The organism is Buchnera aphidicola (Mindarus abietinus) (assembly GCF_964059085.1).
In the GTDB taxonomy this organism is placed as follows: Bacteria; Pseudomonadota; Gammaproteobacteria; order Enterobacterales; family Enterobacteriaceae; genus Buchnera_A; species Buchnera_A aphidicola_C.
In genome coordinates this window covers 41,289-65,671 of sequence record NZ_OZ060398.1, presented here as the reverse complement: position 1 = coordinate 65,671, position 24,383 = coordinate 41,289, and the positions used below count along the sequence as shown (strand labels likewise).

Below are 24,383 nucleotides of genomic sequence, written 5' to 3'. Positions count from 1 at the left end.
AAAATGAATTTTTTTTCTAAATTATTTAAGAGAAATCAAAAAAAAATTGACATTATTGCACCTATATCAGGAACAATTATAGATCTTGAAAAAGTGCCTGATGAAGTATTTTCTAAAAAAATAGTCGGAGATGGTATAGCCATTAATCCATCTGGAAATCAATTAGTTGCTCCATTTTCCGGAACTATTGGAAAAATATTTAAAACATTACACGCTTTTTCTATAAAATCAGATGATGATATAGAATTATTCGTACATTTTGGAATTGATACTGTACAACTTAAAGGAAAAGGTTTTAAAAATTTAATTAATAAAAAAAGAAAAGTACAAGTAGGAGAACCTATTATTAGTTTAGACTTACTATTTTTAAAAAAAAATGCTGTATCAACCATAACTCCAATAATTATTTCTAATATGGAAAAAATAAAAAAAATAAATAAATTTTCTGGAAAAGTTATTGAAGGAAAAACAAAAATTATGACTATATTAAAATAATTCTTTACAGTTTGAACGGAAACTTTTACCGTTTAAACTGCAAAGCTAAAGTTTCTAAAACATCTTTTTTAAAAAATTAATAATTTTAAAATTAAAAAATTTAATAATATTAAAATTCTAAAAGAATTATAATTATTAGAACAATTTTTCTAAAATATTTTACTAAGAATAGTAATAATTGTTAATCTTTTTTTTAAAATCAAAATTAAAAAAAAATATTGAACTGAATTAATAGTTTTTTCTATAAAAAAAAATAATTTTTTATTAGTAAAGAAAAAAAATAAATTTTATTTTCAAATAAAATTAACATAAAAACTATTTATTATCAAAATCTTTTAATATTTATTTTTATTAAATAAATTTTATTAACGAATAAATGCCTAATTTAAAAAAATATATCGACTAAATTAATTTATATTCATATTTTTTTAATTTAAATGTATTATTTAGTTCTTATTAAGGATTAATTACTAAATTTAATAAAAAAATCTCAATTTATTTTTTATGAAATATTTTAGCTATAATAATTAAATTTTTTATAATATTTTTTTTTACAGAGATAACTATCAAATTATTTTGATATAAATAAAAAATTATTTTTTCATAATTTTCTATTAAATTTTTTTTTAAATTACTTTTTCTAATAAAAATATTTTTTAAAATTTTTTTTCTTCCATTTTTTAATTTTACTAATTCTTAAAAGTTCTAATTCAATACTAATTTTAGAGCCTAAAACACCTTTTTTTATAATAGATTGTACAGAAACATTCAATGAAATATTAAATATTTTTTTTAAATATTTACTTAAAAAAATACAAAAATCTATGTTTGAACATTTATTAAAATTTGAAAAAAAAAATCCGTGTTTAATTAAAATAATTAATTGTTTTATTCTATTTGGTTTTCTCCAAACGTCCATTCGATTAAAAAAATCAATTATTTTTCTTTCTGTTTGTAAATGAAAATTTCTTAAAAATAAAAAAAATCCAGAAATTAATACTGAAAAATCTTGAATATATTTTGGAACTTTAAAACGTTCACACATTTTTTTTGTTAATATTGCTGAATTATAATCAAAATCTTTATAAGATGAAAAATCTTTAAAAAAAATAATATTATTAAGTAAAGAAAAAATAGAAGAAAAACGTATTGAAATATCATCTGTATTTTTAGATATTTTTGCTAAAATTATTAATAAATTAGAAAAATAATTTTTTAAATTAATATTAAAAAAAGAAAAATTGGAATTAATCGTTCTATCTATTTCTGGAAATATAACATATAGTGCTTCACATGCTTTTAATACTTTAAAAAAAATATGAGGATTTGCTGTATTTAACGCTTTTTTTGTTTCATTCCAAATTCGTTCTTTACTTAAATACATTAACTCTCTATTCTTTACCATCATTGACATAATTCGTATTGTATCTTTAGAAACAATAAAACCTAAATGCGCTAGACTAGCTGCAAATCTTGCAACTCTTAATATTCGTAAAGGATCCTCGCTAAAAGCGGAGGATACATGTTTTAACACCCTATTTTTTAAGTCTTTTACTCCATTAAAAGGATCAATTACTTTTCCATCTATATCCTGTGCTATTGCATTAATTGTTAAATCTCTTCTTTGTAAATCTTGCTCTAATGAAATATTTGGCGAAAATATCGTCTTAAATCCTGTATGACCTGCTCCATTTTTTTTTTCTACTCTTGCTAATGCATATTCTTCATTGCTTTTAGGATGTAAAAAAACTGGAAAATTTTTCCCAACTTGCTGATATTTTTTTTTTAGTAAAACTTCAGGAGTAGCTCCAACAACTACCCAATCTTTATCTTTTATATCTAAACCTAATAATTTATCTCTAACCGCACCACCTACTAAATATGTTTTCATAAAAAACCTATAAAATTGTAAATATTTTATTTAATAAATTATCTTAAAAAAATAACCAACAAAATTTACCATAAAAAATAAAAACTGTTTTTTTTAAATTTATATCTTTTAAAAAAATATTTTTTAATACTTAAAAAAATATATGATATAAAGAATAAATTATAAAATTTAAAAACTGTGGTACATTATGTCTGATATAATTTCTAATTTCAAAAAATCAAATATATTAATTATTGGAGACATTATTTTAGATCAATATTGGTATGTTACTGATCGAAAAAATACTTTTGAAAAATCAGCACCTATTATGAATATAAAAAATATAGAAAATAGAGCAGGTGGAGCTGCTAATGTTGCTAAAAATATTTCAAAAATAGGAGGGAATGCTCACTTAATAGGTATTATAGGTAGCGATGCAGAAGGAAAAATAATAAAAAACCTATTAAAAAGAATTAATCTTAAATACGATTTAATAGTTAGTTATAATAGGAAAACAATAAAAAAAATACGAATAATTTCTAAAAAAAATCAATTAATGAGATTAGATTTAGAAAAAAAATATTTTATTGAAAAAAAAGAAAAAATATTTGAATTAGTCAAAAAGATAATTAAAAATTATAATGTAATCATTATATCTGACTATAACAAAGGAACTTTAGTATGCACGCAAAAAATTATTAAAATTGCAAGAAAATTATCTATTCCTGTAATAATTGATCCAAAAAAAGAAAATATTTTAAAATATTTTGGTGCTACATTATTAACGCCTAATCTAGAAGAATTTCAAAGTATGGTAGGTACATGTAAAAATAAGTTAGATATTATTAATAAAGGAAAATCATTAATTTCTAAATTACAGTTATCTGCTCTACTAGTCACACAATCTGAACTTGGTATGACATTAATAGAAAATAAAAAAAATTCAATTCATTTTTCATCTCTATCAAAAAACGCAAATGATCCAACTGGAGCAGGAGATACCGTTATATCATTGATTAGTCTTGTATTATCATTAGGAAAATCTTTTAAAAAAGCTTGTTGGTACTCTAATATAGCAGCAGGAATAGTTGTCGAAAAAATAGGTACAGCAACTATTAGTAAAGAAGAAATGTTAGAAAAAATTAAATTCTTTCAGGACTATAAAATGATTTCTATTGTTAAATAAATTTTCTGAAAATATAAATTTATATAAAAAATCTAATATTATTAAACTTGATAATTTTTCTATAAAAATAAATAATAACTAAATATTTCTTAAAAAAAATATTTATTTTTTATTTAAATTACTACTAAAAAATAGTGATTTTTATATTAAAAAAAATTAAATTTTATTTAATTTTAAAAAAACAGGAAAATTTATGAAAAAAAAATTATTAAAAGAATTCGGAAATTCTAAAAATAGAGTATTAACGGCAATTCGAGAGCTAAAACATGGAAATGGAATAATTTTAATAGATAATGAAAATAGGGAAAATGAAGGAGATTTAGTATTTTCTAGTGAAATGATGACGATTAAACAAATGGCTTTTTCTATTAGATATGGGAGTGGAATTATTTGTTTATGTATTACAGAAAAAAAACGAAAAGAACTACTTTTACCTATGATGGTTGAAAATAATACTAGCACTTATGGAACTAGATTTACAGTATCTATTGAAGCGGCTAAAGGAGTTTCCACTGGAGTATCCGCTCAAGACAGAATTACTACTATCAAAACAGCAATATCAAACACAGCTAAACCAGAAGATTTAAATCGACCTGGACACGTTTTTCCTCTATGTGCAGATAAAAATGGCTTGTTCGCTAGAGAGGGGCATACGGAAGCTTCAATTGAATTAATCAAATTAGCAGGATTTAGTCCTACAGCTGTTTTATCGGAATTAACAAATAAAAATGGGTCTATGGCTCGTGTTCCTGATATTATTATTTTTTCTAAAAAAAATAACATGGCTGTTCTAACTATTAAAGACATAATTGATTATATAAAAAAGATATAAACATTTATACATTTACTAACAGTTATATCTATTTATTAACTATCTAAATTAACAATCACATTTTTATATTTTTATTTTAAGTTACTGAACCAAGTAACTTAATTTTTTTTAAATAAAAATTTAATATTTAAAATAAAAAAATATTAATTAAATACTAACTAAATCTGCAATCGACCATTTAGGATTGATTGAAATTTTTAAAGAAAAATCCTTATGTTTTTTATATCTTAATGACCCTGCATATGCGATCATAGCAGCGTTATCTGTACTAAATTTTTTTGAAGGAACATACAATGATCCTTGATAAATATTTATCATTTTCTTTGCTTCTTTTTTTAGTTTTATATTTGCACTAACACCTCCTGCTATTATTAATCTTTTGATACCTGTCATTTCTATAGCTCTTCTGCATTTAATTATTAACGTGTCGATTACTGCATCTTCGAATGCTCTAGCTATATCTGCCTTAGATTGATTATCCTTAGAAGAATAAGAATAAATGTTCGATGTAAAAGTTTTTAATCCAGAAAAACTAAAATTTAATCCTGGAACATTAGTCATAGGTCTAGGAAAAAAAAATTTTTTTGATCTTCCTTTTTTAGCTAATTCAGATATTCTTCTTCCGCCAGGATATCCTAAACCTAATAATTTAGAAACTTTATCAAAAGCTTCTCCAGCTGCATCGTCTAATGAATCTCCTAAAATAACATATTTTCCTACTTTATCACATCGAATAATTTGAGTATGGCCACCAGATACTAGCAAAGCTAAGGCAGGAAATTTTATTAAATCACTATTTAACATAGGAGATAATAAATGACCTTCCATATGATTAATAGATATCTTAGGGATTTTCCAAGCATAAGATAAAGATGCTGCTACAGTAGCTCCTACTAATAATGAACCTACTAATCCAGGACCTCCTGTATATGCAATGGCATTAACAAAATTATTTTTATTTATTTTTTTTAATACCGAGGAAATTAAAGGAATGATTTTTAAACTATGTTTACGAGCTGCTAATTCCGGAACTACACCTCCATATTTAGAATGAATTCTACTTTGAGAATATAATTTATTTACGATTAAACCTAAATTTGTATCGTATATTGCTATTCCGGTTTCGTCACATGATGTTTCTATTCCTAATATTTTCATAATTTATTTCCTATTTTTTATTTTAAAAAAAATGATTCTTTACAACCTTATACTCTATAAGGTAGGATTAAAAGCTATTAATTTAAAAATTATTTTTTTTATGATCAAATTATAAAAATAATTATATTATGAGGTTTGAATTATGCCAATAATAAAAGTTCGAGATAATGAACCGTTTGATATAGCTTTAAGAAGATTTAAACGATCCTGTGAAAAGGCTGGGATTTTAGCCGAAATTCGAAGAAGAGAATTTTATGAAAAGCCAACAACTGAAAGAAAAAGAGCTAAGTCTTCAGCAGTAAAAAGACTTTCTAAAAAATTATCTCGAGAAAATTTAAAAAAAATAAGAATGTATTAATTTTAAAAAAATACTAACAAAAAAATTAATATTTATATTTTTTATAAAAGACCGTTCATAACTGTACGGTCGAAATTATTTAATAAGTAAAAAAAAATAGTATATGAATACTAAAATTCCTCAACATTTTATTCAAGAATTAATTGTTCGAACAAATATAATAGAACTTATTGGTAGTCGAATAAAATTAAAAAAAAAAGGAGAGAATTATTATTCTCTTTGCCCATTTCACAATGAAAAAACTCCTTCTTTTTCTGTAAATATTAAAAAACAATTTTTTTATTGTTTTGGGTGTAAAGAAAATGGAAATGTTATTGATTTCTTAATGAACTATGAAAAATTAAGTTTTTTAGAAAGTATTAAAGAATTAACCAAAAAAAATGGATTAATACTACCAAATCAAAAAAAATATTTATTTTTAAATAAAATTGATACCAAACGAAAAAATATATATTCTTTAATGAATAAGATTTCTTTTTTATATCAAAAAAATATTTATTCAAAAAAATTCATACATATTTATAATTATATTTTAAAGCGGGGTATAAATAAAGAAAGTTTAAAAAAATTTTCTATTGGTTACGCAAGTAATAAAAAAAATTTTTTATCTGATCATTCTGAAATAAAAGAAGAAAACAAAAAATTTCTAGTAGATTCAGGTATGGTTATCGAGATTAAAAATAACATATATGATCGGTTCTATGGAAGAATTACATTTCCTATTAAAGATAAAAAAGGAAAAATCAATGGATTTGGAGGAAGAAATATTTCTAATACCCATCCTAAATATATTAATTCTCCAGAAACAGAAATTTTTTATAAAAAAAATAATCTATATGGAATAGATCAATTATATAAAAAAGATAATAATCCAAATCGTTTACTTATCGTAGAAGGTTATATGGATGTAATTATGTTATCTCAATTTAATATTAATTATTCTGTTTCTTTATTAGGAACTGCTATTTCTAACTTACAAATTTCTAACCTTTTTAAAATAACAAAAAATATTCTTTATTGTTTTGATGGGGATCATGCTGGAAAAGAAGCTACTTGGAAAGCTTTAATTCTAACTTTACCTTATTTAACAGATGAAAGAACTGTAAAATTTATTATTCTTCCCAAAAATGAAGATCCAGACTCAATTCTTAGAAAAGAAGGAGAAAAAAAATTTAGAGAAAGAATTCAGAATGCTTTTAGCTTATCAAAATTTTTATTTCAAAATTTATTAAATAAAAAAAAAATTATTTCCACAGAAGAAAAAATTAAATTTTGCATTCAATCAAAAAAACTAATTGATAAAATACCTGGACAAATTACAAAAATTTATTTAAGAAAAAAATTAGGAAAAATGATCGGAATTATAGAAGAATATGAATTAGAAAAAATTATTCCATTAATTTATAAATATAAAAAAAAGACAAAGACAATAAAAAAAAATACAATGCGAATACTAATTGCTTTATTAATACAAAATCCTAAAATAGCTAAAATAATTCCAGATTTATCTGAATTAAAATTAGTTAAATTCCCAGGAATATCTTTATTTTTAGATATTTTTTATAATTGTAAAAAAAAAGAAAATATAAATACAGGTCAATTATTAGAATTATATAGAAATTCTAAAAAAAATATTTTATCAAAATTAATTCAATGGGATCACATGATTATTCAAAAAGAAATAAAAAATGTATTTTTAGATACACTAATAAATTTGTTTGATATTATTTTAAGAAATAGACAAGAATCTTTAATTTCCAAAGATCGAATTAAAAATATAACTATATCTGAAAAAAAAGAATTATGGTTAATAAATAAAGAACTTTCTAAATAATTTTATTTTTTGATAAATAAAAAATTATAAAATTAAAATAATAAAATAAAGAATTTTTACAATTTGATTTAAATGGTATAATAAAAAATATATTATAGCAATTAGTTTTAACTTATTTATAATATTTATTTTTAAATAAAAATTATATTGAAAAACAAATTTAATTAACTGAAGTATGGATACAGTATTATGCAGCGAAATCCGCAGTTTCAGCTCAAGCTACTAATTACATATGGGAAAGAACAAGGCTACTTGACTTATTCTGAAATTCATGATCATTTACCAGATGATATTGTTGATTCAGATCAGATTCAAGATATCATTCAAATGATTAACGATATGGGAATACAAGTGGTGGAAAAAGCCCCAGATGCTGATGAACTTATGTTAAATGAAACACAAACAGATACTGATGAAGATGCTGTAGAAGCTGCGGCTCAAGTCTTATCTAACGTTGAATCAGAATTAGGTCGTACGACTGATCCTGTTCGCATGTATATGCGTGAAATGGGAACTGTTGAATTACTTACAAGAGAAGGTGAAATAGATATAGCTAAAAGAATCGAAGAAGGAATTAATCAGGTACAATCTTCTGTAGCCGAATATCCCGAAGCAATTACCTATTTATTAAAACAATATGAACGCGTAGAAAACAAAAAAATGAGATTGTCTGATTTAATTATAGGATTTGTAGATCCAAATATAGAAGAATATATTTCTTCTATTACTAATAGCACAGAAGAAGAATTAAAACAGCAAGAAAATAACCTAGATAAAGAAAATACAAATGAAGAAGATAACACTATAGATCCAGAAATAGCTCGAGAAAAATTTTTTGCTTTACGTAATCAATACTTAATAACTCATTATTCTATAAAATCAAAAAAAAGAAATCATAAAGATACTATTTCAGAAATAAATAATTTATCTGAAATATTTAAACAATTTAGATTAGCTCCAAAACAATTTGATTATTTAGTTAATAATATGAGAAATATGATGAATAAAGTACGTACTCAAGAACGTTTAATCATGAAATTATGTATTGAAAAATGTAAAATGCCTAAAAAAAAATTTATTAATCTTTTTGTCGGTCAAGAAACAAATATAAAATGGTTATACCAAGCAAAGAAAATGAAACAGCCGTGGTCAGAAAAACTATACAAAATAAAAGATAAAATTTTGTCTATATCAAATGTATTATTAAAAGTTGAAAAAGAAACAGGTTTAACTATAGAACAAGTAAAAGATATTAATAGAAGAATGTCCATTGGAGAAGCAAAAGCTAAGCGTGCTAAAAAAGAAATGGTAGAAGCTAATTTAAGATTAGTAATTTCAATTGCTAAAAAATATACTAATCGAGGATTACAATTCTTAGATTTAATCCAAGAAGGAAATATTGGATTAATGAAAGCAGTTGATAAATTTGAATATCGAAGAGGATATAAATTTTCAACATATGCAACATGGTGGATAAGACAAGCTATTACTCGTTCTATTGCGGACCAAGCTAGAACTATTAGAATTCCTGTTCATATGATAGAAACAATTAATAAACTTAATAGAATTTCTAGAAATATGTTGCAAGAAATGGGAAGAGAACCCACTCCTGAAGAATTATCAGAAAAAATGCTCATTCCAGAAGATAAAATAAGAAAAGTACTAAAAATAGCCAAGGAACCAATTTCCATGGAAACTCCTATAGGAGATGATGATGATTCCCATTTAGGAGATTTTATTGAAGATACTACATTAGAACTTCCCTTAGAATCTGCTACCTCTGAAAGTCTTCGTTCTGTTACACACGATATTTTAGCAGGACTTACTCCTAGAGAAGCAAAAGTATTAAGAATGCGATTTGGAATTGATATGAATACTGATCATACTTTAGAAGAAGTAGGGAAACAATTTGATGTTACAAGAGAAAGAATTCGACAAATAGAAGCTAAAGCTTTACGAAAATTAAGACATCCTAGTCGATCTGAAGTACTTAAAAGTTTTTTAGATGATTAATACTAATTAAAGTTAGTAAATAATTTAAATTAATTTAATTTAAATAAATTGTTTAAAAAAAAATAGTGTATTTATTAGACTTAGTTATCTAATTTTAAAGCAATTAATTTTAAAAAAAGTTTAATAAATACGCTGAAAAATTAACTGAATAGTTTATTTTATATGTCTAAACTATTTTTCCGGGAATGCCAACAACCGTAGTATTTGCAGGTATAGAAGATAAAACCACAGCATTAGCGCCTATTTTTGTATTAGATCCTATTTTTATATTTCCTAAAATTTTAGCTCCTGCTCCTATCATCACCCCACTTTGAACTTTCGGATGCCGATCTCCTTTTGCTGATCCTATACTTCCTAAAGTTACTGAATGTAAAATCTGAACATTATTTCCAACTCTAGCTGTTTCTCCTATCACAATTCCAGTAGCATGATCTAAAATAACACCAGCACCAATTTTTGCAGCAGGATGTATATCGACTGAAAAAACCGTAGAAACTTGATTTTGAATATAAGTTGCTAATAATTTTTGAGAAGAATTCCAGAAAAAATGAGATATTCTATATAATTGTAAAGCGTGAAATCCTTTAAAATATAGAAGAGGAATAGATAAAGAATCTACTACTGGATCAGTCAAATATGTCTCTTGAAGATCTCTAATGGCATTTTCTAAAATTGAAAAATCAGAATTGTAAACAGTATTAATAATATTTAAAATTTTTTTATTTGAAAAAAAAGAATTATTTATTTTATTAGATAAAATAGTTGATAATGCCATTTGAAATGAATTATGTTTTAATAAATAAAAATAATAAAAATCATGTAAGATAGGTTCTTTTTTAATAGCTTTAACTCCTTCATATTTTATTTTTTCCCAAATTTTATTTACTTCTTTACACAAAATATTTTTTCTCCGTAATCGAGTATATGTACAAAATTATTTTTTTTTAATATATAAAAATCTACTTATGATTCTATTAAATAAATATTTAAATTATATAATTTAAATATTTATTTTTTTATTAAAAAATATTTTTAAAAATACATTAAAAGATTATTTTAAAAATATTACTTATTTAATATTTTTTTTTCTAAAGCTATTTTTTTAGATACCTGCGAAAAAGATACCCCACCTAAAGAATTTCTTTTTTTCAATGAAGAATCTAAATTTATATTTTTATAAATATCTTGTTCAATTAACTTGCTATATTTTTTAAATTCTGTTAATTCAATTTGTTCTAAAGATAAATTTAATTTACTAGCGTACAAAATTATCTTACCTGTAAGATGATGAGCATCTCTAAAAGGAATTCCTTTTTTAACAAGATAATCAGCTAATTCAGTAGCATTAGTATAACCTTTTTTAGCTGATTTTTTACAATTTTTAAGATTCAAAGTAATATTTTTTAAAATTAAAACAGAAATTTTTAAACAATTAATCCATATGTCCATCGCTTCAAATAAACTTTTTTTATCTTCTTGCATATCTTTATTATAAGATAATGGTAAACCTTTTAATAATATCATATTACTAAGTAAATTTCCGCAAACTTTTCCACATTTAGCTCTAATTAATTCCAAAGCATCCGGATTTTTCTTTTGTGGCATTAAAGAAGAACCTGAAGTTATAGAATCGGAAAGTTCTATAAAATTAACTTCCCCGGAATTAAAAAAAATCAAATCTTCAGAAAATCTAGAAAGATGAATCATACTAATTGAAGCAACAGATAATAATTCTATGACATAATCTCTATCTGAAACACTATCTAAAGCATTTTTAGTAGCTGTTCTAAATCCTAATTGATCAGATAATTCCTCTCTATTTATGTTCCATGCTGTTCCTGCTAAAGCTCCTGAACCTAAGGGACATTCATCTAATCGATATAAAGCATCTTTTAGTCTTGATTCATCTCGTTTAAACATTTCTAAATATGCAAGACACCAATAAGCGAATGTTATAGGTTGAGCACTTTGTAAATGTGTATAACCTGGCATAATAGATCGTTGATTTTTTTCAGCTAAATCAACTAAATTTTTTTTAAAATCGTATATATTATTTAAGATTTTTTGGACTTTATATTTACACCATAATTTTAAATCCGTAGTAACTTGATCATTTCTACTTCTTCCTGTATGTAATTTCTTTCCTAATAAACCTAACGAAGAAATTAATTTTTTTTCAATCCAACTATGAATATCTTCTTCTTGACTTTCTAATATAATTTTTGAATTTATTTCCACTTCTTTTAAAATAGTATTTAATACTATTTCAATTTTTTTTTGTTCTTCTACTGTTAAAACATCGATTTTTTTTAAGGCTTTAGACCACTGAATTGACAAAAAAATATCTTGTTTAACTAATTTATAATCAACATCTAGTGATCTATTAAATGTTTTAAAAAACCCATTCGGTTCTTCAGTAAATCTTCCACCCCAAAGAGACATAATATTACCTTGTTCAATAAAAAAATTAAAAGTTTTTTAAAATATTCTATTTTTTAGTTAAACCATTTTAATCTAAAGATTTTTTATTTAAAAAAGTCTTATTTGTTGCTTTTATTTTTGAAGATAAGGAAAATAAATTTATAAATCCTTTTGCATCTGACTGATCGTATACTTCTTCTTTTCCAAATGTTGCATATTCTTGAGAATACAAGGAATTAATTGACCTTTTTTGTATTACTCTTGCTGTTCCTTTATATAACTCCAATACTACTTCTCCTGTTATATCTTTTGATAAAATATTTCCTGCTGCTTCTAAAGATTCTCTAATTGGAGTGAACCATCGACCCTCATATACCACAGAAGCCATTTCTAAAGAAAGTTTTTGCTTCCATTTAAAAGCATTGCTATCTAATACTAACTCTTCAATTGCCCTAACAGCTTGCATCATTAAAGTACCGCCTGGAGTTTCATAACAACCTCTCGATTTTATTCCCACTAATCGATTCTCAACCATATCTACTCGACCAATACCATGGCGAACTGCTATTTTATTTAATAAATTTAAACATTCCAATGGCGTTAAATTAAGATGATTAACTGATATTATGTTTCCTTCTTTTATTTTAACAAAAACTTTTTCAGGAATTTCTGGAGCTAATTTAGGACTAGTAGTCCAAATCCAACAATCTTCTTTAACCGCATTCCATGGACATTCTAAATCACCGCCTTCTGTAGAAATATGCCATATATTTTCATCCCGACTATAAATTTTCTTAATAGTTGCAGTAATAGGAATATTTCTTTCTTTTAAGTATACTAATAACTCTTCTCGAGATCTAAATTTCCATTCTCTCCAAGGAGCTATTACCTTTAAATAAGGAGCTAAAGCTGCATAAGCCATTTCAAATCTTACTTGATCATTACCCTTTCCTGTTGCTCCATGACACACAGCAAATGCTTTTAACTTAATTGCTAAATCAATTTGAGCTTTAGCTATAATAGGACGTGCCATAGCTGTTCCTAATAAATAATTCCATTCATACAAAGCTCCTATTCTTACTATTGGATAAATATACTGCTCTACGAATTCTTTTTTTAAGTCACATACATAACAATGAGTTGCTCCTGAAAGTATTGCTTTTTTTTCTATACCTATCAAATCCTTTGAAGATTGTCCTACATCTGCTACAAAAGCTATTACTTCATATCCATAATTTTCTATTATCCATGGAATAATCGCTGAAGTATCTACCCCACCCGAATATGCTAAAACAACTTTTTTAACTTTTTTTGTTTTCATAATTTTAATACCTTAATTATTAACATGGTAATACTTGAGTACCTATTGATTTTCCTTGAAACAATAACTGTAATTCCTCTTCATTTTGCCAACTTGCAATATCTACTACTTTATTTAAAGTTTTTGCCGCTTCTAAAGCAGCGTTAACTTTAACGATCATTCCATTAGTAATAATTCCTCTATTAATCAATTTATTAGCTAAACTAGCATTGATTTTAGAAATTGGTTTTCCTTTACCATCTAAAATCGAACTAACATCAGAAAGTAATATTAAATCCGCATCTAAAACTAAAGATATTGCTGTAGCAGCAATGTCAGAATTAATATTCATTAAAACTCCTTCTTCAGTAATACCTACGGAACTGATAACGGGAGTAATTCCTTGAGATAACATAAGTTTTAAAAAATTAGAAGATCGAGGTTTAGCTGTACCAACGTATCCGAGAGAAGAATTTAATTGAGTTACAGATGTGCTATTTCCATCTGTTAAACATAAACCTACAGCATCAATATTATACTTTTTAGCCCAAGCTAATAACATTTTATTAACTGTACCACTCAATACACCAACTATGATTTTAATATGTTCAATCGGGGTAATTCTTAATCCTTTTTTCTTTTTTATTGGAAGAGATAGTCTTCTCATTAAATTATCTATACTTCCCCCTCCTCCATGTACGATTATTATTTTTCTATCGTATAAATTTCGATATGATACAAAAATTTTAAATAAACGTTTCATAGCAGCATCGCTATCTAAAAGCAATCCGCCTAACTTTATTACTAAAGGATTTTTACTCATTTTTAATAACTCAACATTTTATTTAAAAATAAAAAAAGATTTTAAAAACCCCTAAAAAAATTAAATATTTTAAAAAATATTTAATCTTTAATATTGTTAATATTAGTGATTTTTTAATTTATTAAAGATAGAAGAAATAATTACAGCTATAAGTCATAATTTTTATATTTAGTCGATTTAAATTTTTCTAAAAAATGGATTAAATTAATTTTTAAATTTTCAATTAAAATAAATCGATTAAAATAAGACTCTAGTATTATAATAAATAAGTTTTTCTATATTATTTTTTTTAGAAAAAATATTGTTAATATCAATTAATTTTTTTTTAAATAGTAATATTTTTACTAAAAATTTTTTTTTAAATACTAAAATAATCAGTATTAGAGAGTATTTAAATAAAAATTTACATAGTATTTAATTATCTTTTTACTAAAAACTAATAAAAAATTATTCTTTTAATTAGCAATTAAATAGATTCTTAAATATCTTGTATTTATTTTAATTTATACCGGATTAAAAACCAGTATTAATTTTTTTAAATGATATTTGATTTACTATACAACAAATTAAATAAACGATTTCTAATCGATTTAAAGTATAAAAATGAAAATGTCTTACTCCTTCTTTAAATAATGTATAAACCATTTCTAACATTATATTTGAACCTATAATTTTACAAATGTCTATATCATTTTTAAAATTTTCAAAAGTATTTTGTATTCCTTTAGGAATAGATACTTTTCCTAATTTAGCGAAACGAAGCAATTGATCAAAATTATATATGGGTAATATTCCTGGAACTATATCTTTTTTAATTCCTATAGAAAAACATTTATCTCGAAAATGTAAATAATGATCTATTTTAAAAAAAAATTGAGTAATAGCTCTATTAGCTCCAGCATCTAACTTATTTTTCAAATTTAAAATATCCGAATGAGCACTTTTAGCTTTTGGATGAACTTCAGGATAAGCAGCTACTGAAATATCAAAATTTGCTACTTCTTTTAACAAACATACTAGATCGAAAGCTTCCATTTTAGATTTACTACTGCCTTCTAATTCGTCCCCTCTTAATGCTACAATTTGAGAAATACCATTTTCCCAATATTTTTGAGCAATTTTTTTTAATTCAACTTTGGTAAAATCAGAACACGTAAGATGAGGTGCAGAATTAATATTAGTAACTTTTTTTATTTTTTTTACTAAAGAATATGTTAAATTTTCATTTCCACTGTTTGCACCATGTGTAACTGAAAAAAAAATCGGATTAAATAATTTTAATTTTTGAATAGTATTCCATAATTTTTTTTCTGAAAAATTATCTTTAGAAGGAAATAATTCGAATGAAATTCGAATATCTTCACCTATTTTAGAAAATTTTTCAAAAAAGAAATCTTTTTTATACAAATTTGAAGTATTCATGATAGTTTCTCAAAAAATTTTACTTATACGTATACAAAATATTGTACACTTAATTATTAAAAATTTATATTTTATTAAATAAATATTCTCTTTTTATTTTTTACAAAAAAAATTTTATATAAAAAATTAAAAGAATAAACAAAAATATATCCAAAAAAAAAGTAGCTTTATTACTTATATTTATAAATTAATATTTTTTTTAAAAAAATTATTAAAATTAAAAAAAAGTTGTTTTATAAAAATTTTTCTTATAATTATTTTTTAAAAATAAAAAATATATCTTTTATTTTTTTGTCAAAAAAATTATTAATAAATTTAATTTTTTTATTGCATAAGAACAGTTCTATACGTATTATAGTAAGTATTAGCCGGCTTAGCTCAGAAGGTAGAGCGACTGACTTGTAATCAGTAGGTCACCAGTTCGATTCCGGTAGCCGGCATTAACTATTATATTAGGTGGGATTCCCGAGTGGTTAAAGGGAGCAGACTGTAAATCTGCCGTCATCGACTTCGAAGGTTCGAATCCTTCTCCCACCAAAAAAAATATATTAAATAGTATTTATTTTTTTAAATTATATAAATATTAAACTTTTAAAGGCGGACATGGTATAAAGGTTATTACCTCAGCCTTCCAAGCTGAAGATTCGGGTTCGATTCCCGATGTCCGCTCCAAAAAAAGCTGGTATGGCTCAGTTGGTAGAGCGCACCCTTGGTAAGGGTGAGGTCCCCAGTTCAATCCTGGGTATCAGCAAAAGCAAAACTATTTTAAAAAAAATATATAAATTCAAAAAAAATATTTCTGATTTTCATTTCTTATATGTCCTAAAAAAAATACTGTTAGAAAACATACCTTTTGAATTATAATTAAACCTTATAGAAAAAATATTTTTTTATAAAATATTTAAAAAAAAATAAATAAAAGAATTTTAAATTCTATCAAAAATAAAAAATTACATTCAAATTAATTTTTTATAAATTTAATTTAAATTAAATTATTTTAATATTTTAAAAAACTTTTTTGAGATGTTTTATGAAACATACTAACTGTTCTAAAAAAAAAATTGTTACGGAATATGTAAAATGCTTTACAATATTAATCTCATTATTTCTACTAATTTTAAATAATTTTTTTCTAAAAAAAACATATATATTTAAATATATAACAAACTTTTTTCTTTTATTAATAATAACAATTATATTGGTTCAATTTACAAGAAAAGGAAAAAAATTACTTTCTTTAATAAAAGAAGCTTTTATAGAAATAAAAAAAGTTGTTTATCCAACAAAAAGAGAAACTCTCTATACCACTATTGTTATAATACTAGTAACTTTTTTGACATCAATTATAGTATGGGGGTTAGATAATATCTTATTTTATATTATTTCAATAATTACAAAAATGAGAATATAAAATGGATAAAAAGAAAAATAAAAAATGGTATGTGTTACAAACATTTTCAGGATTAGAATCCAAAGTCGTAAATTCCATTAAGGAACATATTGAATTAAAAAAAATGAATAATTTATTTGATGAAATTATGGTTCCTTCAGAAGAAGTTGTTGAAATAAAAAAAGGGAAAAGAAAAAAAAGTGAATATAAATTTTTCCCTGGATATATACTTATACATATGCAAATGACCAGTTTAAGCTGGCATTTAATAAAAAATGTTCCTAAAGTTATGGGATTTGTAGGAGGTACTTCTGAAAAACCTTCTCCTATTAGTGATAAAGAAGTAAAAATTATAATTGATAAAGTTAAGAAAGTTGAAAACAAACCAAGACCTAAAACTATTTTTGATCCTGGAGAAATAGTTAGAGTTAAAAATGGGCCATTTTCAGATTTTAATGGAGTTGTAGAAACAGTAGATTATGAAAAAAATAGATTAAAAGTATCGGTATCAATTTTTGGAAGAGCAACACCAGTAGAGCTAGATTTTTCACAAGTTGAAAAAAATTAATCTCAATAGATTATTATAGTTATGCTTAATAAAATATTGATATTTTATTAACTAGAGAAAATTAAAAATGGCAAAAAAAATACAATCATACATAAAATTACAAGTATCTGCAGGAATGGCAACACCAAGTCCTCCCATTGGACCTGCATTAGGTCAAAAAGGAGTAAATATTATGGAGTTTTGTAAATTATTTAATGAGAAAACTGCTAATATAGAAAAAGGAATGCCAATACCTGTAATTGTAACAGTATATTCAGATCGATCTTTTACTTTCATTACTAAAACACCACCCGCTTCTGTCTTATTAAAAAAATTTTCTGGAATTAAATCAGGGTCAGGAAAAGCAAAAACTGAAACAGTAGGAAATATTAGTAGACTACAAATAAAAGAAATTGCGAAGATTAAAGAAATCGATATGACTGGTTCTAATATTGATAAGATAAGTAAATCAATTGAAGGTACAGCAAAATCAATGGGTCTAGTAATTACGGAGTAAGTAATACATGTTTATTAGCAAAAGAATGAAAAAAATTAAGGAAAAAATTAATAAAAAAGATATTCTTAAAGCAGATCTAGCTATTAAAAAATTAAAAAAATTATCAACAGTTAAATTTTTAGAAACTATAGATGTAGCTGTTAATTTAAATATAAATCCTAAAAAATCAGATCAAAATGTGCGAGGATCTACTATTTTACCAAATGGTATTGGAAAGTTAATTAAAGTAGCTGTATTCGCTCAAGGAGTTCATATTGAACAAGCAAAGTTAGCCGGAGCAGATTTTTTTGGTTTAGACGATTTAATTGAAAGAATAAAACTAGAAGGGGTAAACTTTGATATTGCAATTGCTTCCCCTGAAAGTATGGATAAATTAACTTCGATAGGATCGATTTTAGGCCCTAAAGGACTAATGCCTAATCCGAAATCAGGTACTATTACCGAAGATATATTTAATGCAGTAAAAAATGCTAAAAAAGGTCAAATACGATTTCGAAATGATAAAAATGGAATTATACATACCGCTATTGGAAAAGTAAATTTTTCTACAAATAATATAAAAGAAAATTTATTTAAATTTTTAGAATCATTAAAAAAATTAAAACCAAAGCAATCTAAAGGAACATTTTTTAAAAAAATCACTTTATCGAGTTCTATGGGCGGAAGTATAATGATAGATCTATCTAGCTTAAAAACTATAATTGATTAATATTAATTATTCTAATTAATACAATTAAATAACATTTTTATAATTTTTACATATAAAAAATATATAATTTTAATTAAATTAAAATGATTATTTTTAATAATTAAAATTATTTTTTATATTTTTATATAAACAAAATAAATTTTTTTTATTTATTATAAATTATACTAAAAACATAAGTATTAAAGTATAACATATTCGTTATCTTTTTAATTTAAAAAAACTCTAAATTAAATTATTTTTTGTATTAAAAATCTAGGAGTATAAAATAAATGGGATTAAACCTTCAGAAAAAAAAAACAATTGTTGCGAATATGCATAAAACTGCAAATTTAGCATTATCAGCAATAATTGCAGATTCTAGGGGAATAATTGCAAATAAAATTAATTATCTTAGAAAAAAATCAAGAAAAAATGGAATTATTTTTAATGTAGTTCGAAATAATTTATTAAAATTAGCATTTAAAGGAACCCAATTTGAATGTTTAAAAAAAAAATTATCAGGACCTATATTAATTGCTTTTTCTATGGAACATCCAGGAAGTGCTGCTAGAATTTTTAAAAAATTTTCAATGGAAAATAAAAATTTTCAAATTATTGGAGCTGCTTTAAAATCTAAATCATTATCTTCTTCAAAAATTGATCAACTCGCAGCTATGCCAACATACAAAGAAAGTATAATTTATATAATTAAAATTATGCAAGAAATAACTCTAGGTAAACTTCTTAGAACTTTGATCGCTATAAAAGACAAGTAATTTCTTTTAAAATTAATTACTTTGTAAATAAATTCAGCTAATTTTGAATATTATATAAACAGTGTCTAAATTTATTTCAGGAAAAAAACTTTCATGCCTATTACAAAAGAACAAATTATAGAAGCTATCGCTGATATGTCAGTTACTAATGTAATTGATCTTATTTCTGATATGGAAAAAAAATTTAATGTCTCTGCCGCTTCTCAAAATAACTCTGGAAATAATCAAAATACATCTAATACGGAAGAAAAAACAGAATTTAATGTTTTTTTAAAATCTATAGGAAAAAATAAAATTGCAGTTATTAAGGCTGCGCGTAGTGCTACTGGATTAGGTTTAAAAGAAGCAAAAGATCTTGTAGAATCTGCTCCTGTTGTAATTAAAGAAAATCTTAACAAAAATGATTCTTTATCTTTAAAAAAAGTTTTAGAAGATGCTGGTGCTGAAATTGAAATCAAATAAATATAAATCTTATTTTATAGTATATAAGAATACTTTTAATAAAAATTAAATCAATATTGTTAGCTGGTGAGATAATAATCACCAGCTTTTTAAAATATATTGATATTATTTATATAAAAATTCTTTCTTATAAAAATGTTATTCACCATATATATAAAATATAACAAGAAAAAAACAATAACTTTTCTCAATAAGAAAAAGCTTGACCTTTAGTTAGTTGAGGAACTCCATGGTTTACTCTTATACCGAAAAAAAAAGAATTCGAAAAGATTTTGGAAAACGTCCAAAAGTGTTAGAAATACCTTATCTTCTTTCTATACAAATAAACTCTTTTAAGAAATTTATTAAAAAAGATAAAAAGGGAATTTATGGACTAGAAGCAGCATTTCGGTCAGTTTTTCCAATCAAAGGTTATAATGGAAATGCTGAACTTCAATACGTGGGATATCGTTTAGGAAAAATTGTTTTTGATGTAAAAGAATGTCATATTCGAGGTACAACATATTCCGCTCCTCTACGAGTTAAATTACGATTAATAATCTATGAAAAAGATACTTTTAAATCGATTATAAAAGATATAAAAGAACAAGAAGTATATATGGGAGAAATTCCTTTAATGACAGATAATGGAACATTTATTATTAATGGAACAGAAAGAGTTATAGTTTCTCAACTGCATCGAAGCCCTGGAGTATTTTTCGATAGTGATAAAGGAAAAACTCATTCTTCTGGAAAAGTATTATATAACGCAAGAATTATTCCTTATAGAGGTTCTTGGTTAGATTTTGAATTTGATCCTAAAGATCATTTATTTGTTCGAATCGATAGAAGAAGAAAATTACCCGTAACAATTATATTAAAAGCTTTAAACTATACTTCTGAAGATATATTAAATATTTTTTTTAAAACTAATATATATCTTATCAAAGATAAAAAAATTGAAATGCAATTAATACCTGAAAGATTAAGAGGAGAAACAGCTTCATTTAATATAACCTGCAATAATAATATATTATATGTAGAAAAAGGAAGAAGAGTAACTGCTAATCATATAAAAAGATTAATTGATAATAAAGTTGAAAGTTTACAAGTTCCTGCTGAATATATCATAGGAAAAATTTTATCAAAAAATTATTTCAATGTTTCCACTGGTGAAATTATAGCTTTAGCTAACACAGAACTTACTTTTGAGATATTTGAAAAAATAAAACTTGCAGGTTTTAAAAAAATTGAAACATTATTTACTAATGATTTAGATCATGGTCCTTACATTTCGGAAACTTTAAAAATTGACTCTACAGTTGATAAAAATAGTGCTTTAATAGAAATTTATAGAATGATGCGTCCAGGAGAACCTCCTACAAAAGAAGCAGCAGAAACTTTATTTTCAAACTTATTTTTTTCGGAAGATAGATATGACTTATCTTCTGTTGGAAGAATGAAATTTAATTGCTCCTTATATAGAAAAGAGATATTTGGACCTAATACATTAAAAAAATCAGATATTGTAGATGTTATTAAAAAATTAATTAACATCCGAAATGGAAGAGGAGAAGTGGATGATATAGATCATTTGGGAAATAGAAGAATTCGATCTATTGGAGAAATGGCAGAAAATCAATTTAGAATAGGATTAGTTAGAGTAGAAAGAGCAGTAAAAGATAGATTGTCGCTTGGAGATTTAGAAACTTTGATGCCGCAAGATATTATCAATGCTAAACCAATTTCGGCTGCTGTAAAAGAATTCTTTGGATCAAGTCAATTATCTCAATTTATGGACCAAAACAATCCTTTATCAGAAATTACACACAAAAGAAGAATTTCTGCACTCGGAGTAGGAGGTTTAACTAGAGAAAGAGCTGGATTTGAAGTTAGAGATGTTCATCCTACTCATTATGGAAGAGTTTGTCCTATAGAAACTCCTGAAGGCCCTAATATCGGTTTAATTAACTCTTTATCTGTATATGCTCATGCTAATGAATACGGATTTTTAGAAACACCTTATCGGAAAGTTAAAAACTCTACTGTAACTAATAAAATTCAATATCTATCGGCTATTGAAGAAGGAGATTTTATTATTGCGCAGGCTAATACAAATTTAGATAAAAACGGAAATTTTTTAGAAGAATTAGTTACATGTAGAAATAAAGGAGAATCCGGTTTATTTCATAGAAATAAAGTAGACTATATGGACGTTTCTACTCAACAAATTGTTTCTGTTGGAGCATCTCTTATTCCTTTTTTAGAACACGATGATGCTAATAGAGCTCTCATGGGAGCTAACATGCAAAGACAAGCTATTCCAACATTAAAATCAGATAAACCTTTAGTAGGAACTGGGATGGAAAGAGCTGTTGCTGTAGATTCTGGAGTTACTATCGTTGCAAAAAGAGGTGGGTTAGTCGAATATGTAGATGCATCTAGAATAGTTATCAAAGTAAATGAATCGGAAACAGTCTCAGATGAAGCTGGTATAGATATATATAATCTAACTAAATACACTCGATCAAACCAAAACACTTGTATTAATCAAATACCATGTGTTCAGCCTAATGAAATTGTGAAAAAAAAAGATGTGTTAGCTGATGGTCCATCTACAGATCTTGGAGAATTAGCGTTAGGCCAAAATATGCGAGTAGCTTTTATGCCTTGGAACGGATATAATTTCGAAGACTCCATTTTAATATCAGAAAAAGTAGTTCAAGAAGATCGATTTACTACTATTCATATTCAAGAACTTTCTTGTATATCTAGAGATACTAAATTAGGAATAGAAGAAATTACTTCAGATATACCTAATGTTGGAGAATCTGCATTATCTAAATTAGACGAATCTGGAATAGTATATATTGGAGCAGAAGTAACAGATGGAGATATTTTAGTTGGAAAAGTTACACCTAAAGGGGAAACTCAACTTACACCAGAAGAAAAACTATTACGCGCTATTTTTGGAGAAAAAGCATCTGATGTAAAAGACTCTTCTTTAAGAGTTCCCAATGGAATTTCAGGAACAATTATAGATGTTCAAATTTTTACTAGAGATGGAATTAAAAAAGATAAAAGAACATTAGAAATTGAAGAAATGCATTTAAAAAATGTTAAAAAAGACTTAACTGAAGAATTTAAAATTTTTGAATTTGGATTATTTAATAGAATTAAAAATTTATTAATATCCTCTGGATTTTCAAAAGAAAGTATTAATAAATTATCCCATGAAGAATTATTAAATTTTTCTATAAAGGAAAAAAAAGAACAACTAACAAAATTATTTGATCAATATTATGAATTAAAAAGAAAATTTGAAAAAAAAATAGAAGAAAAAAGAAAAAAAATAACTCAAGGAGATGATTTAGCTCCAGGAATTTTAAAAATAGTAAAAGTATATTTAGCTGTTAAAAGACAGATACAACCTGGGGATAAAATGGCAGGAAGGCATGGAAATAAAGGTGTGATTTCAAAAATTAATCCTATAGAAGATATGCCTTATGATAAAAATGGAATTCCAGTGGATATTGTTTTAAATCCATTAGGAGTGCCTTCTAGAATGAATATAGGTCAAATTTTAGAAACCCACTTAGGAATGGCCGCTAAGGGAATAGGTGAAAAAATTAATTCTTTACTAAAAAAGAAAAAAAAAGTAGAAAAGATAAAAATTTTTTTACAAAAAGTATTTGATTTAGGAGATAATGTTAGACAAAAAGTAAATTTAGACTTATTTACAGATGAAGAAATATTTTCTTTAGCAAAAAATTTAAAAGAAGGTATGCCAATTGCTACTCCAGTATTTGATGGAGCTACTGAAACTGAAATAAAAGCATTACTATTATTAGCTGATTTACCTGCTTCAGGCCAAATTAATTTATTTGATGGAAGAACAGGAGAAAAATTTGAAAGACCGGTAACAGTCGGATATATGTATATGCTTAAATTAAATCATTTAGTTGATGATAAAATGCATGCGCGATCTACAGGATCTTATAGTTTAATTACACAACAACCATTAGGTGGAAAGGCTCAATTTGGTGGGCAACGTTTTGGAGAAATGGAAGTATGGGCGCTAGAAGCTTATGGAGCTTCTTATACTTTACAGGAAATGTTAACCGTAAAATCTGATGATGTTAATGGAAGAACTAAAATGTATAAGAATATAGTTGATGGCAATCATCAAATGGAACCTGGAATGCCGGAATCTTTTAATGTACTGTTAAAAGAGATTAGATCATTAGGAATTAATATAGAATTAGAAGAAAAATAAAATATATTAATTGCTAACACTGCAACTCTTTACCTC

The 24,383-nt window shown here is 24.6% G+C and carries 20 protein-coding genes and 4 tRNA genes; 17 read left to right on the top strand and 7 right to left on the bottom strand.

Annotated elements, in window-relative coordinates:
• The first annotated feature begins 3 nt into the window (after window positions 1–3).
• A complete protein-coding gene (gene crr / locus AB4W62_RS00300) occupies window positions 4–495 on the top strand; it encodes a PTS glucose transporter subunit IIA (protein WP_367679969.1) in 492 nt (163 codons plus the stop codon).
• Window positions 496–1,135: 640 nt separating this feature from the next.
• Here the strand turns inward: crr and AB4W62_RS00295 are convergent.
• The gene (locus AB4W62_RS00295; RefSeq protein ID WP_367679968.1) at window positions 1,136–2,386 is read right to left on the bottom strand and encodes a tRNA CCA-pyrophosphorylase; all 1,251 of its coding nucleotides are present in this window, start codon (window positions 2,384–2,386) and stop codon (window positions 1,136–1,138) included.
• A gap of 187 nt (window positions 2,387–2,573) precedes the next feature.
• On the opposite strand from AB4W62_RS00295, the gene rfaE1 reads away from it, so the two are divergent.
• Both rfaE1 and ribB read left to right on the top strand, forming a co-directional pair.
• Window positions 2,574–3,551: a D-glycero-beta-D-manno-heptose-7-phosphate kinase gene (gene rfaE1 / locus AB4W62_RS00290; RefSeq protein WP_367679967.1), complete on the top strand. Its 978-nt coding sequence runs from the start codon at window positions 2,574–2,576 to the stop codon at window positions 3,549–3,551.
• 193 nt (window positions 3,552–3,744) lie between these two features.
• The gene (ribB, locus tag AB4W62_RS00285; protein WP_367679966.1) at window positions 3,745–4,383 is read left to right on the top strand and encodes a 3,4-dihydroxy-2-butanone-4-phosphate synthase; all 639 of its coding nucleotides are present in this window, start codon (window positions 3,745–3,747) and stop codon (window positions 4,381–4,383) included.
• 147 nt (window positions 4,384–4,530) lie between these two features.
• Here the strand turns inward: ribB and tsaD are convergent, their stop codons facing one another.
• Window positions 4,531–5,541, bottom strand: a complete 1,011-nt coding sequence (tsaD, locus tag AB4W62_RS00280; RefSeq protein ID WP_367679965.1) for a tRNA (adenosine(37)-N6)-threonylcarbamoyltransferase complex transferase subunit TsaD — start codon at window positions 5,539–5,541, stop codon at window positions 4,531–4,533.
• Window positions 5,542–5,683: 142 nt separating this feature from the next.
• Between tsaD and rpsU the strand changes: the two genes are divergently transcribed.
• From rpsU to rpoD, 3 genes are all read left to right on the top strand, one after another.
• On the top strand, window positions 5,684–5,899 hold the full coding sequence (gene rpsU / locus AB4W62_RS00275) for a 30S ribosomal protein S21 (protein ID WP_343152836.1): 216 nt from the start codon (window positions 5,684–5,686) through the stop codon (window positions 5,897–5,899).
• 103 nt (window positions 5,900–6,002) lie between these two features.
• Window positions 6,003–7,733: a DNA primase gene (gene dnaG / locus AB4W62_RS00270; protein ID WP_367679964.1), complete on the top strand. Its 1,731-nt coding sequence runs from the start codon at window positions 6,003–6,005 to the stop codon at window positions 7,731–7,733.
• Between the two features lie 189 nt (window positions 7,734–7,922).
• Complete coding sequence (gene rpoD, locus AB4W62_RS00265; protein ID WP_367679963.1) at window positions 7,923–9,746, top strand: RNA polymerase sigma factor RpoD; 1,824 nt, start codon at window positions 7,923–7,925, stop codon at window positions 9,744–9,746.
• Window positions 9,747–9,912: 166 nt separating this feature from the next.
• Here rpoD and cysE read toward each other — a convergent pair whose 3' ends face one another.
• From cysE to metF, 5 genes are all read right to left on the bottom strand, one after another.
• On the bottom strand, window positions 9,913–10,644 hold the full coding sequence (gene cysE, locus AB4W62_RS00260; protein WP_367679962.1) for a serine O-acetyltransferase: 732 nt from the start codon (window positions 10,642–10,644) through the stop codon (window positions 9,913–9,915).
• 167 nt (window positions 10,645–10,811) lie between these two features.
• The gene (gene argH / locus AB4W62_RS00255; protein ID WP_367679961.1) at window positions 10,812–12,188 is read right to left on the bottom strand and encodes an argininosuccinate lyase; all 1,377 of its coding nucleotides are present in this window, start codon (window positions 12,186–12,188) and stop codon (window positions 10,812–10,814) included.
• A 67-nt stretch (window positions 12,189–12,255) separates the two neighbouring features.
• Window positions 12,256–13,488, bottom strand: a complete 1,233-nt coding sequence (locus tag AB4W62_RS00250; RefSeq protein ID WP_367679960.1) for an argininosuccinate synthase — start codon at window positions 13,486–13,488, stop codon at window positions 12,256–12,258.
• A 19-nt stretch (window positions 13,489–13,507) separates the two neighbouring features.
• Window positions 13,508–14,290 (bottom strand): acetylglutamate kinase, encoded by a 783-nt coding sequence (gene argB, locus AB4W62_RS00245; protein ID WP_367679959.1) that lies wholly within the window; start codon window positions 14,288–14,290, stop codon window positions 13,508–13,510.
• Between the two features lie 513 nt (window positions 14,291–14,803).
• Complete coding sequence (gene metF / locus AB4W62_RS00240; protein ID WP_367679958.1) at window positions 14,804–15,712, bottom strand: methylenetetrahydrofolate reductase; 909 nt, start codon at window positions 15,710–15,712, stop codon at window positions 14,804–14,806.
• Window positions 15,713–16,079: 367 nt separating this feature from the next.
• On the opposite strand from metF, the gene AB4W62_RS00235 reads away from it, so the two are divergent.
• From AB4W62_RS00235 to rpoB, 11 genes are all read left to right on the top strand, one after another.
• Window positions 16,080–16,152, top strand: a tRNA-Thr gene (locus AB4W62_RS00235).
• 15 nt (window positions 16,153–16,167) lie between these two features.
• Window positions 16,168–16,249, top strand: a tRNA-Tyr gene (locus AB4W62_RS00230).
• Between the two features lie 60 nt (window positions 16,250–16,309).
• Window positions 16,310–16,384 (top strand) — tRNA-Gly (locus AB4W62_RS00225).
• Between the two features lie 6 nt (window positions 16,385–16,390).
• Window positions 16,391–16,463: transfer RNA gene (locus AB4W62_RS00220), tRNA-Thr, on the top strand.
• A gap of 279 nt (window positions 16,464–16,742) precedes the next feature.
• Window positions 16,743–17,123, top strand: coding sequence for a preprotein translocase subunit SecE (secE, locus tag AB4W62_RS00215; protein WP_367679957.1), 381 nt, complete (start codon window positions 16,743–16,745; stop codon window positions 17,121–17,123).
• Between the two features lies 1 nt (window position 17,124).
• Complete coding sequence (nusG, locus tag AB4W62_RS00210) at window positions 17,125–17,670, top strand: transcription termination/antitermination protein NusG (RefSeq protein ID WP_367679956.1); 546 nt, start codon at window positions 17,125–17,127, stop codon at window positions 17,668–17,670.
• A gap of 67 nt (window positions 17,671–17,737) precedes the next feature.
• Window positions 17,738–18,166: a 50S ribosomal protein L11 gene (gene rplK / locus AB4W62_RS00205; RefSeq protein ID WP_367679955.1), complete on the top strand. Its 429-nt coding sequence runs from the start codon at window positions 17,738–17,740 to the stop codon at window positions 18,164–18,166.
• Between the two features lie 7 nt (window positions 18,167–18,173).
• On the top strand, window positions 18,174–18,875 hold the full coding sequence (rplA, locus tag AB4W62_RS00200) for a 50S ribosomal protein L1 (RefSeq protein WP_367679954.1): 702 nt from the start codon (window positions 18,174–18,176) through the stop codon (window positions 18,873–18,875).
• A gap of 269 nt (window positions 18,876–19,144) precedes the next feature.
• The gene (gene rplJ, locus AB4W62_RS00195; protein WP_367679953.1) at window positions 19,145–19,630 is read left to right on the top strand and encodes a 50S ribosomal protein L10; all 486 of its coding nucleotides are present in this window, start codon (window positions 19,145–19,147) and stop codon (window positions 19,628–19,630) included.
• 93 nt (window positions 19,631–19,723) lie between these two features.
• Entirely contained in the window at window positions 19,724–20,092 is a 369-nt protein-coding gene (rplL, locus tag AB4W62_RS00190; protein ID WP_367679952.1) for a 50S ribosomal protein L7/L12, read from the top strand.
• A 229-nt stretch (window positions 20,093–20,321) separates the two neighbouring features.
• Complete coding sequence (gene rpoB / locus AB4W62_RS00185) at window positions 20,322–24,347, top strand: DNA-directed RNA polymerase subunit beta (protein ID WP_367679951.1); 4,026 nt, start codon at window positions 20,322–20,324, stop codon at window positions 24,345–24,347.
• Window positions 24,348–24,383: the final 36 nt, after the last annotated feature.